The organism is Aminobacter sp. 01T433 (assembly GCF_056398585.1).
On record NZ_JBFTPR010000026.1, the window covers coordinates 36,750 to 48,073 of the forward strand.

Here is an 11,324-nt window from a genome sequence, read left to right on the forward strand (position 1 = left end):
TGGTTCGGGGGTACCCTCACCCCTAACCCCTAACCCCTCCCCACAAGGGGGAGGGGAAACCACGGCGGCCCGAACATGCCGCCCGAAATTCGCCTGGGTTGCAGGCAAGCTCCTGCCAAGCCACGGTTGCCTCCCGTGCCGGTTGGGCCGAAAATAGCGAGTCGTTGCCGCGAGATAGCCCAGAGTGCTCATGAATAGAATCTACAAGTGGTTCGAAAGTTGGGTCTATCCGTTTCGGGAGCCGGCGGAACTGCGGCCCCCGGCCACCGTCTGGGGTTTTCTCTGGCACTATGTCGGCCAGGCAAAATTCGCCTTCTTCGCCATGCTGGTCATCGGCGGCATCGCCCCGCTGGTCGAAGCGGGGCTTTTCTATTTTGTCGGCCGCATTGTCGATATCCTTGACGGCCTGCCCACCGACCGCAGCTGGGCAGCACTGTGGGACGTTGCCGGTCCCGAAGTGCTGTTCATGGCGATCACCGTCCTGGTGATCCGGACCATCGTCGTTGGGCTCTCGGCGCTGGTCGACGAGCAGACCATCACGCCCGGTTTTTACAACCTCGTGCGCTGGCAGGCCCATCGCCATGTCTCGCGCCAGTCCTACTCCTTCTTCCAGAACGATTTCGCCGGCCGCATCGCCACAAAAGTCTGGCAGGCAGGGCAAGCCACCGGCGACCTGATGGAAAGCTTCATCGAGGTCGTCTGGTTCATGCTGGTCTACACCATCACCACGCTTGCCGTGGTCGCGGGGCTCGACTGGCGGCTCGCTGGGCTCGTCGTCATCTGGATCGTCGCCTTCGGACTGCTTGCCAATCACTACCTGCCGTCGATCCGCAAGCATGCCGAGGCGACCGCCGAGGCCGGCTCGATGATCAATGGCCGCATCGTCGATTCCTATTCCAACGTTCAGACGCTGAAGCTGTTTGCCGCCGATGGCGACGACCGCTACATCCGCTCGGGCTTCGACATCTATCTCAATGCGCTGCGCCCGTTCACGCGCAGGCTGACGGGCGTGCGCCTGGCGCTGACGGCGCTGTCGGGCGTCATGATCACCGCCATTGCCTGGTTTTCGATCCATCTGTGGATCGAAGGCGCGATCACTGTCGGTGCTGTCGCCTTCACGCTTAGTCTGGTGTTGCGCCTCAACATGCTGCTTGGCCGCCTGATGATGCAGCTCAACGGCATCTTGAGGAACCTCGGCGTGCTGGAGAACTCAAAAGCGCTGATCTCCCAGCCGCTCGGCCTGACCGACAAGCCAGGTGCTGCCGAACTGGTGGTCAGGGGTGGCGAGATCCATGTCGACAAGGTGGTCTTCCACTATGGCAAGGGCGGCGGCGTGCTCGGCGGCATCGACCTTGTCGTCAAGCCGGGCGAGAAGGTTGGCATCGTCGGCCCCTCAGGCGCCGGCAAGACCACGCTCGCCAATCTGATCCTGCGCCTCTACGACCTTGAGGGCGGGCGCATCCTCATCGACGGCCAGGACATTTCGACCGTCACCCAGAACTCGTTGCGTGGTTCCATCGGCGTGGTCAGCCAGGACACGGCCTTGTTCCACCGTTCGCTGCGCGACAACATCAAGCTCGGCAAACCCGATGCCACGGATGCCGAAGTCATCTCCGCTGCCCGCAAGGCCGAGGCACATGAGTTCATCGGCACGCTTGAGGATAATCGCGGGCGCATCGGCTACGACGCCTTTGTCGGCGAGCGCGGCGTCAAGCTGTCGGGCGGCCAGCGCCAGCGCGTGGCGATCGCGCGCGTCTTCCTCAAGGACGCGCCGATCCTGATCCTCGACGAGGCGACCTCGGCGCTTGATTCCGACATCGAAGCGGCGATCCAGGAAAACCTGCATGCGCTGATGGCCGACAAGACCGTGCTGGCGATCGCGCACCGGCTGTCCACGATCGCCGCGCTCGACCGCCTGATCGTGCTCGACCAGGGTCGCATCGCCGAGCAGGGCACCCATGACGAGCTTCTTGCGCTCGACGGGCTTTATGCCCGGCTGTGGAAGCGCCAGTCCGGCGGCTTCCTGTTTCATGAAGACAGCGTGCTCGAAGAATCAAGGCCTGCGTGATGACCGAAGATCCCTTCCAGCAGAAATTCTGGCGCCGCTTCGAGGGCGCGATCGACCCGTTCCAGGACACCGACCGCGAGGTGCTGCCGGAAAACGCCTGGGCCTTCATTCTCTATTTCGCCAGGCAGGCGAAGGGACCGTTCACGCTGCTTTTGATCAGCGGCTTCCTTGCGGGCGCGATCGACGCGGCGCTGTACTGGTCGGTCGGCTGGCTCATCGACCTGCTCGACGCCACAACCCCGCAGCGTCTGTTCGCCGACCACTGGCCCGAGCTTGCCGGCCTGCTGGTGCTGATCCTCGTCGTCCGCGCCGTCATCATCATCGGCTCGGCCATCGTCGAGCAGCAGGTCGTCGTGCCCGGCTTCTTCTCCATGGTGCGCTGGCAGGCGTTCCGGCGCGTCATCGAGCAGCCCTATGATTTCTACCAGAACGACTTCGCCGGCCGCATCGCCACCAAGATCGTCCAGGGCGGCGAGGCTGTCGGCGACTTCATCGTCAACGTGCTCCAGACGATGTGGGCCTTCCTCACCTTCGTGCTGCTATCGCTGACCATCCTGGTCTCGCTCAACCCGCTGATGGGGGCGGTGGTGCTCGCCTGGTTCGCCGGCTACGCCGCGATCGTCTATTTCCTTCTGCCGGAGATGCGCCGCGCCGGCCGCGCCACCGCCGATCAGCGCTCGATCTTCAACGGCCGTCTCGTTGATGCCTTCACCAACATCATGGCGGTCAAGCTGTTCGACAGCGGCCGCCGCGAGCACGCCTATGTCCGCGACGGGCTCGAGAGCTATCTCGGCGCCGTCTTCCGGCTGACGCGCTCGATCACCACGGTGCGCTCGGCAGTGGCACTCATCAACGGCGTGATGATGTCGGCGGTGGCAGCGATCTGCATCGTCAGCTGGTCGCGCGGCGAAATCTCCACCGGCGCCATTGCCGCAGCCCTCGGCCTCGTCTTCCGGCTCAACCAGATGTCGGGCTGGATGATGTTCAACATCAACGGGCTCGTCCGCAACTACGCCACCATCCAGGACGCTACCCGCACCATCTCCGTGCGCCCGGCGATCCGCGACGCCGAGAATGCCGCTGTCCTGCCGCGCGCTTCCGGCGACATCCTCTTCGACAACGTCTCCTTCCACTACGGCAAGGGCAGCGGCGTCATCGAAAACCTCAATCTGCACATCCGCCCCGGAGAGCGCGTAGCGCTCGTCGGCCCGTCCGGCGCCGGCAAGACCACCATCGTCAACCTCGCGCTGCGCTTGTTCGACGTCGAGCAGGGCCGCATCATGATCGACGGCCGTGACGTGCGCGACATCACCCAGGCCTCGCTGCGCGCCCAGTTCGGCGTCGTCAGCCAGGATGCGATGCTGATGCACCGCTCGATCTCCGACAATATCGGCTATGGCCGGGCAGGGGCGTCGCAAGCCGAGATCGTCGATGCCGCCCGGCGCGCCGCCGCTCACGACTTCATCGTCGACGTTGCCGACCCGCGCGGCCGGCGCGGCTACGACGCCCATGTCGGCGAGCGTGGCGTCAAGCTGTCGGGCGGCCAGCGCCAGCGCGTCGCCATTGCCCGCATGATGCTCAAGGACGCGCCGATCCTGATCCTGGACGAGGCGACCTCGGCGCTCGACAGTGAGGTCGAGGCGGCGATCCAGGACAATCTCGACAGGCTGATGGAGGGCAAGACCGTCATCGCCATCGCCCACCGGCTCTCAACCATCGCAGCGCTCGACCGGCTGATCGTGCTCGATGGGGGGCGCATCGTCGAGGAGGGCAGCCACGATGCGCTGATCGCCAAGGGCGGGCTCTACGCGCAACTGTGGAAGCGCCAGTCCGGCGGCTTTCTGGCCGATCGGCTCGCGGCGGAGTAGGATCGCATCATGTCGTCAGTGCGCCCGCCATCCATACTCTCGAACCGCTCCGAGCAAACGCTCAACGTGCTCGATTACGAGTTGCTCGCGGAGAAGGCAGCAGCGCTTGGCCGCGCCGGCGACCGGGTCGGCGAGGCCATGGCCAAGCTCAACGCGCATAGCGGCGACGCCGACCAGCGCCGCGTCCTGCTCAAGGCCGCGTGCGACGCCGTCTACGCCTATTTCATCCAGCGCGAACTGTGCGGCCTGCGAAGCCATGATGATGCGATCCGCACCTACGCAATCCCACGCGAGGTGCTGGTGCGACTCGGCGCGGCCTGACCGTCGAGCGATCCTTTTCTGGCGCAAGAGCCAGCCACGCCGGTTACCGTCGAAGCGTTGGCATTGCGGACGCCTCTAAAATACCCGAAAACCCGCCGGAACCCGCACTTTAGCCAAGGTTTTCCACTGCCTTGCGTCATCCCCGCGACAATCTGCCCATGTGCCTTGTCGCGTCTGGACAAAAAGAGCCTTCACGCATAAACCGAAGTCCAAATGCCGGAGGAATTCGCTAGCCTGGTTGCCATGCGCTGTCGGGCGTGCATCGTTGAGCGGGGACAATTGCTCAGCCTCCGGTTGGAATTGAGGCAAAAGGATCAGGTCCCGTGAGCGCAACCGATACGAGCGAGCCCAATCGCCGCGATTTTCTTTACGTTGCTACCGCCATGGCAGGTGCCGTTGGCGCTGGTGCCGTGGCCTGGCCCTTCATCGATCAGATGCGCCCGGACGCCTCGACGCTTGCAGCTTCCTCGATCGAGGTTGACGTCGCGTCGCTCACGCCCGGCATGTCGCTGACGGTCAAGTGGCGCGGCAAGCCGGTGTTCATCCGCAACCGCACCCCCGAAGAGATCAAGGCCGCACAGGAAGTGCCAATGGCCGAGCTCAAGGACCCGGTCGCGCGCAACGCCAACATCGCTGCCGACGCCCAGGCGACCGACATCGACCGTACGGCCGGCAAGGACAAGGAAAACTGGCTGGTCATGGTCGGCGTCTGCACCCATCTGGGTTGCGTGCCGCTCGGTCAGCAGGGTGATTTCGGTGGCTGGTTCTGCCCGTGCCACGGCTCCCACTACGACACGGCGGGCCGCATCCGCAAAGGACCGGCGCCTGAAAACCTTCATATTCCGAATTTCCAGTTCATTTCCGACACGAAGCTTCGGATAGGCTGAGCAGGGGGCATAATTCCATGAGCGGTGGACACTCGACCTATTCGCCAAAAACCGGCATTGGCCGCTGGATCGATGCGCGTATGCCGCTGCCGCGGCTGGTGCACGATTCATTCGTCTCCTACCCGGTTCCGCGTAATCTGAACTACGCCTACACCTTCGGCGGCATCCTTTCGATCATGCTGGTGGCGCAGATCCTCACCGGCGTGGTTCTGGCGATGCACTACGCCAACGACACGACGCTGGCTTTCCAGTCGGTCGAAAAGATCATGCGCGACGTCAACTCCGGTTGGCTGCTCCGCTACATGCACTCCAACGGTGCGTCGTTCTTCTTCATCGCCGTCTATATCCACATCATGCGCGGTCTCTATTACGGCTCCTACAAGGCGCCGCGTGAGCTGCTTTGGATCCTGGGCTGCATCATCTATCTGCTGATGATGGCGACCGGCTTCATGGGCTACGTTCTGCCTTGGGGTCAGATGTCCTTCTGGGGCGCGACCGTCATCACCGGCTTCTTCACCGCCATACCTTTGGTCGGAACCTGGATCCAGGAACTGCTGCTTGGTGGCTTTGCCGTCGACAATCCGACGCTGAACCGCTTCTTTGCGCTGCACTACCTGCTGCCGTTCATGATCGCCGGCGTCGTGGTCCTCCACGTCTGGGCGCTGCATGTCACCGGCCAGTCCAACCCGACGGGCATCGAAGTCAAGTCGAAGACCGACACCGTCGCCTTCACGCCCTATGCGACCATCAAGGATGGTTTCGCCATGGTCGTGTTCCTGGCCGTGTTCGCCTACTTCGTCTTCTACATCCCGAACTTCCTCGGCCACCCCGACAACTACATCATGGCCGACTCGCTGAAGACGCCGGCGCACATCGTTCCGGAATGGTACTACCTGCCATTCTACGCGATCCTGCGCGCCATCACCTTCAACATCGGGCCGATCGACTCCAAGCTCGGTGGCGTGCTCGCCATGTTCGGTTCGATCGCGGTGCTGTTCGTCGTGCCGTGGCTCGACACCTCGAAGGTCCGTTCGGCTGTCTACCGTCCCTGGTACAAGCTGTTCTTCTGGATCTTCGTCATCAACGCGATCTTCCTGGGCTGGCTCGGCTCGCGTCCCGCCGAAGGCTCCTATGTGATCATGTCGCAGATCGCTACGCTCTACTACTTCGCATTCTTCCTGGTCATCATGCCGGTTCTTGGCCTGATCGAGACGCCGCGCCGCTTGCCCAACTCGATCACCGAAGCGGTGCTCGAGAAGAACAAGGGCGGCTCCGCTCATCCGGCTGGTGCAACCGCTGCACCCGAGACCCGCGGCTGAACCGAGAATCTGAGAGGGATTTTGGAATGAAAAAGATTCTCAACGGTCTGGCTGCCATCGGCTTCGTGCTCGCCGGCACCGCCGGCGTGGCGCTGGCTCAGGAAGCGCATAATGCGGCTGAGCCGACGCACTTCCCGATCCACAAGCCCAAGCAGATGGACTGGACCTTCGCTGGCCCATTCGGCACCTATGACAAGGGCCAGCTCCAGCGCGGCCTGAAGATCTACAAGGAAGTGTGCTCGGCCTGTCACTCGATGAACCTGGTGGCGTTCCGCACGCTTTCGGACCTCGGTTACTCCGAAGCGCAGGTCAAGGCTTTCGCCGCCGAGTACGAAGTGCAGGACGGCCCGAACGGCGATGGCGAGATGTTCACCCGCAAGGCTCTGCCTGGCGATCACTTCCCGTCGCCTTTCCCTAATACCGTTGCTGCGGCGGTTGCCAACAACGGCGCTGCTCCGCCCGACTTCTCGCTGATCGCCAAGGCGCGCGGCGTCGAGCGTGGTTTCCCGACCTTCGTGTTCGACATCTTCACCCAGTATGCGTCGAACGGTCCGGACTACATCCACGCGCTTTTGACCGGCTATGACGAGCAGCCGCCGGCCGGCATGGAAATCGCCGAGGGCACGCACTACAACCCGTTCTTCATCGGCGGCAAGTCGCTGGCCATGGCCAAGCCGCTTTCCGACGGCCAGGTGACCTACGAAGACGGTTCGCCCGAGACGGTCGAGCAGTATTCCAGGGACGTCTCGGCCTTCCTGATGTGGGCTGCCGAGCCGCATCTTGAGGCGCGCAAGCAGACCGGCTTTGCCGTCATGATCTTCCTGGTGCTGTTTGCCGGCCTGGTCTACGCCACCAAGCGCAAGGTCTGGGCCAACGTCCCGCACTGATCCGGCTTAGCCGATACGAAATCGAAGGGCGCTCGCAAGGCGCCCTTTTCTTTTGCCGCCCGACCCGTCAAAACTGCCAGTGCACGGTGCTAGAGCGTCCGCGAAAGGATGTGCTGCGCCGTTGGCAACGGAGCCCCCGCCGATGAATACCTCTCTCGAACAGACGCTGCTTGCCACCATCAGGAACATTCCCGATTACCCCAAGCCCGGCGTGATGTTCCGCGACATCACCACGCTGCTCGGCAATGCGCGCGCTTTCCGCCGCACCATCGACGAGCTCGTCCATCCCTATGCCGGTGCCAAGATCGACCAGGTCGCCGGCATCGAGGCGCGCGGCTTCATCCTGGGCGGTGCCATCGCGCACCAGATGTCGGCCGGCTTCGTGCCGATCCGCAAGAAGGGCAAGCTGCCGCACGAGACCGTGCGCATCGCCTACAGCCTCGAATACGGGCTCGACGAGATGGAGATGCACAAGGACGCGATCGCTGTCGGCGAAAAGGTCATCCTCGTCGACGACCTGATCGCCACCGGCGGCACCGCCGAGGCCGCGGTCAAGCTTCTGCGCCAGATCGGTGCCGACATCGTCGCCGCTTGCTTCATCGTCGACCTACCTGACCTTGGTGGCCGCAAGAAGCTCGAAGCGCTCGGCGTCGACGTGCGCACGCTGATAGCCTACGACGGCCACTGAGGAGCCTCAGTGGCGGCTCTGGCGCGGAGGATGTCTCCCCGCCTCGACGCGGCATGATCGGGTCTGCTGAGCCTCCGCGATCCTCGAGGTTATGCCCTCGCGGCGGGTGTCACGATTTAGCCTCCGCCCTCAGACGGCGACCCGAGGCCGTTGCGTTTGTCAGAATTGAATCACGATCAACTCGGGAGGCTCCTTGTTGAAATCGGAATATCGAACCCACCGCGGCGTCGCTTTGAACATCACCGCCCCTCTCTCGATGAACTCCCTGTCGGCCGGAACGCTGTTGAGGAAAACTTCCTGGTATTGTTCGATATCCGCGGCAGGAACCCTTGTTGCCTCACCCTCGTATTGAACCGTGATATTGTCGTCCCATCCGACTACGAACGCGACGCCGGGACGCTCCGCGAGATTGCCGAACTTTCGCGTCTCCTTGAAAGCGCTGAACACGATCTCAAAATTGTCGCGCACCGAGAAGTCGATCGTAGCCGCCTCCGGCGTTCCATCACGATGGCAGGTCGCAATGACCGCCAAGGTGTGCTTCCTTAGGAATTCAAGGATCATGCGTTTCGTATGATCTTCGTCCATTGCCTCCTCCCTCAGTGAGTATTCTCGATTTTTGTGCAGTCGCATGCGACAGCCCGCCGGCCTCAGCGGAGTTTGGCCGCCAGCGCCGCGAGCTTGCGCGATATGCGTTCGGCACCCGACCCAGCCATTGATGCGTCGTCATCTATGCGATCGAGTAAGGCGGCTAGTTCCCCCAGAAGCGGACCAACGCTTGAACAAGTAGATTTCGACCCTAATACATCAGTTTTGACTCATGTCGGTGCCCGAGTCATTGCCCAGAGCGTGGGCGCCCCCGCAAACGGATGCCCCTCCACGGCGACTACGAAGCCAAGCCGACGATAGAAGTCGTGGGTTCGCGGAAAGGGTGTTTCCAAATAGCATGGAGCGCGCGACCGGTCGGCGTTCTCCAATACCGGTGCAAGCAGGCGGGATCCAATGCCGCTACCTTGCATCTCAGGCTCAACACCGGTGAAGAAAAGGTACCAATGCGGCTCGGAGGGATGCCCGGATTCAAGCCCAGCGAAGCCTTCGAATAGGGCGACCGCAGCTTTTGGGTCGATCGCGCGTACCCGGTTTTCAGTCAGCGTTTGGCGCCTGAGGTCCCTCGCGGTCGACTGTCCAGCGTCTGGCGGCCGCCAGACCGCCGCCGCCACGATCTTCTCATCCAACATGGCCGCATAGACGTGCCCAAACCTGATGTGCGCACGCACCACATCGTTAAAGAAGGTTCGGAACACCTCGGCGCGCCGGTTGGCTTCAGGAAAGTAGTACGAGAAGATCGGGTCGGGCATGAATGCCCGCGTCAGCAGGGCAACTGCCTCTTTCACTCTGGTGAGTGGCAGCCGACCAATGACCAGTTCCACAATGTCGCCCCTGCTTGACCGCTGGCTCTTAAAATTCGGCGAAAAGAAATTGTATTGACGCAGTTTGAAGGCGTCAATTCGGCCGAACTTCCGTTTGGGGGCCAATCCCAGATCTTGGCGGCAAGAACTTTGGTGTCCGCTTCGCGTGCTGAGTGTCCTCGCAGCGGACGGTCGGCCGTCGGCCCCAAGGGGTATTTATCCGACCCGAAGCAGATATCTCGTTTTGGCGCAAAGCGGCCAAGGCCGCATCGTTTTCGGTTGGTGGCATTTGCTACGTAATTTCGCTCTTGCGTCGGGCAGCCAATCGCGCGTGGCGGTTCGTTGGAACTCTCGCGCTTCTTGCGTCGCTGAAATGTTTGTTCTTGTTATGTTCTGTTTTGCGCGATAAGAACGCTCACGATCCTGCCACCGGAGAAAGGGAAGATCATGAGCGTTTATGTGACTGTGGGTGCATTGGAATCCGCCGAGTCGAATTACTTCTATGATGCAACCTTGGCGACCATCGGATGGAGCAAGCACACGGAATTTCCAGGCTGGCGCGCTTATTCTGAAGGTGGAACAGGCGAGGGGTTCGTCTTGTGGGTCAGCAAGCCTTTCAACGGCGAACCTGCCAGCGCTGGCAATGGCTCCATGGTCGGGTTCATGGTCAAGTCCCCCGCGGAAGTGGATGCTTTTTATGAAGCTGCCATGGCCAATGGTGGAACCGATGAAGGTGCACCCAACCCACGTCCACACTATGGACCTACATGGTACGCCGCCTACGTGCGCGATCCGTCTGGAAACAAGATTTCCGTAGTCTACAACGGGTAGCCTCTGTGGCTGTCAGGCGTGCAGGATTTCTCCACGCCCTTTGTTTTTCTGTCGCAGTTGCGGCGAGGGGCAGACCCATCGTTGGTCACCCCTTGCAGTGCAGAGCGGCTAGCCAAGCCCGTAGACCAGGCTCAGGCACCCGTTGGTAAGCTGTTCGACCTTCCGCAGCTCAAGGCCGTGGCGGCGTTCCGTGGTGGCAAAGAGCGCCTTGCCGTTGCCGGCGATGAGCGGATAGACGATCAGGCGCAACTCATCGACAAGCCCGGCATCGATCAAGCTCGCCGTGGTTCGGGCGCCGCCGACCAGATAGATGTCCTTGCCGGGCTGCCGCTTCAGGGCTGCGACGTCTTCGAGAGTTCGAACGAAGCTCGTGTTCGGCCAAAGGGTCGAAGCCAGGCTGTTCGACAGCACGTAATGCGGGGTCTTTTTGACGAACTGGGCCCAGTCGAGTTCGGCCGGCGTCGGTGCCGCGCCCGTGATCCAGGCGGGATTGCCCGGCTCATTTTGTATCGCTGTCCAATAGCTCTCGTAGCCAGGGTACATGCCGCCGCCAAGCAGGCAGGCGTCCACTTGCGCCATGACGCCATAGTCGTCGGACCACGCCTCGACCCAATCCGCCATGGCTTCCGGTCCCTCGATCTTGCCATCGACCGACGTCTTCATTCCAGCAATCAGCTTGCGCATCGCAATCTCCATATCGTTTGGTCGGCCGGTTCACGACCGGCGCGCCAGGCTGAGATTTCGAGGTCATTCAGCCATATGGTTGAATGTAATATGCGCTCGCAAATAATCAACCGAATGGTTTAATGATTGCTGCCAAACGTCAGCATCTGTCAGCATCCACCGTGGATAGCCGCCCTCGTTTTTCCACACCCCTCCCAACCTGCCGTATCATTCTCTTCGCGATCTTCCACGGGACCCCGGTGCGCACCGGGCTCGGGGGGAAGCGCCGGTGCCGGGCTGGTGGGAGGTCGGTTCTCCTGCTGGGTGATGAGCCCCCAAGCCCGGGCCTTGCGGCGGCTGGCGGTGAAAGCCGAGGCGACTGAGCG

The 11,324-nt window shown here is 62.2% G+C and carries 11 protein-coding genes; 8 read left to right on the forward strand and 3 right to left on the reverse strand.

Annotated features, from left to right (window positions below):
• Positions 1–190: 190 nt before the first annotated feature.
• The 7 genes from AC1DLV_RS27805 to AC1DLV_RS27835 all read left to right on the forward strand — a co-directional run bounded on the left by AC1DLV_RS27805 (position 191) and on the right by AC1DLV_RS27835 (position 8,038).
• A complete protein-coding gene (locus AC1DLV_RS27805) occupies positions 191–2,068 on the forward strand; it encodes an ABC transporter ATP-binding protein (protein WP_476801460.1) in 1,878 nt (625 codons plus the stop codon).
• Positions 2,068–3,936, forward strand: a complete 1,869-nt coding sequence (locus AC1DLV_RS27810; RefSeq protein WP_476801459.1) for an ABC transporter ATP-binding protein — start codon at positions 2,068–2,070, stop codon at positions 3,934–3,936. The genes AC1DLV_RS27805 and AC1DLV_RS27810 overlap by 1 nt, the downstream gene beginning before the upstream one ends.
• A 9-nt stretch (positions 3,937–3,945) precedes the next feature.
• On the forward strand, positions 3,946–4,257 hold the full coding sequence (locus AC1DLV_RS27815) for a DUF6665 family protein (RefSeq protein WP_476801458.1): 312 nt from the start codon (positions 3,946–3,948) through the stop codon (positions 4,255–4,257).
• A gap of 323 nt (positions 4,258–4,580) precedes the next feature.
• Positions 4,581–5,144 (forward strand): ubiquinol-cytochrome c reductase iron-sulfur subunit, encoded by a 564-nt coding sequence (gene petA, locus AC1DLV_RS27820; RefSeq protein ID WP_476801457.1) that lies wholly within the window; start codon positions 4,581–4,583, stop codon positions 5,142–5,144.
• Between the two features lie 17 nt (positions 5,145–5,161).
• Entirely contained in the window at positions 5,162–6,463 is a 1,302-nt protein-coding gene (locus tag AC1DLV_RS27825) for a cytochrome b (protein ID WP_476783447.1), read from the forward strand.
• A 26-nt stretch (positions 6,464–6,489) separates the two neighbouring features.
• Positions 6,490–7,350 (forward strand): cytochrome c1, encoded by an 861-nt coding sequence (locus tag AC1DLV_RS27830; RefSeq protein ID WP_476801456.1) that lies wholly within the window; start codon positions 6,490–6,492, stop codon positions 7,348–7,350.
• Positions 7,351–7,492: 142 nt separating this feature from the next.
• Positions 7,493–8,038, forward strand: coding sequence for an adenine phosphoribosyltransferase (locus AC1DLV_RS27835; protein WP_476801455.1), 546 nt, complete (start codon positions 7,493–7,495; stop codon positions 8,036–8,038).
• 159 nt (positions 8,039–8,197) lie between these two features.
• Here AC1DLV_RS27835 and AC1DLV_RS27840 read toward each other — a convergent pair whose 3' ends face one another.
• Positions 8,198–8,623 (reverse strand): pyridoxamine 5'-phosphate oxidase family protein, encoded by a 426-nt coding sequence (locus tag AC1DLV_RS27840; protein WP_476801454.1) that lies wholly within the window; start codon positions 8,621–8,623, stop codon positions 8,198–8,200.
• Between the two features lie 230 nt (positions 8,624–8,853).
• Positions 8,854–9,570: a GNAT family N-acetyltransferase gene (locus tag AC1DLV_RS27845; RefSeq protein WP_476801453.1), complete on the reverse strand. Its 717-nt coding sequence runs from the start codon at positions 9,568–9,570 to the stop codon at positions 8,854–8,856.
• 321 nt (positions 9,571–9,891) lie between these two features.
• Between AC1DLV_RS27845 and AC1DLV_RS27850 the strand changes: the two genes are divergently transcribed.
• Positions 9,892–10,275 carry a VOC family protein gene (locus AC1DLV_RS27850; protein WP_476801452.1) on the forward strand — a complete coding sequence of 128 codons (384 nt, stop codon included), beginning with the start codon at positions 9,892–9,894 and terminating at the stop codon, positions 10,273–10,275.
• A 108-nt stretch (positions 10,276–10,383) separates the two neighbouring features.
• On the opposite strand, the gene AC1DLV_RS27855 is transcribed toward AC1DLV_RS27850, so the two are convergent.
• Positions 10,384–10,959, reverse strand: a complete 576-nt coding sequence (locus AC1DLV_RS27855; RefSeq protein ID WP_476801451.1) for a dihydrofolate reductase family protein — start codon at positions 10,957–10,959, stop codon at positions 10,384–10,386.
• Between the last annotated feature and the right edge of the window lie 365 nt (positions 10,960–11,324).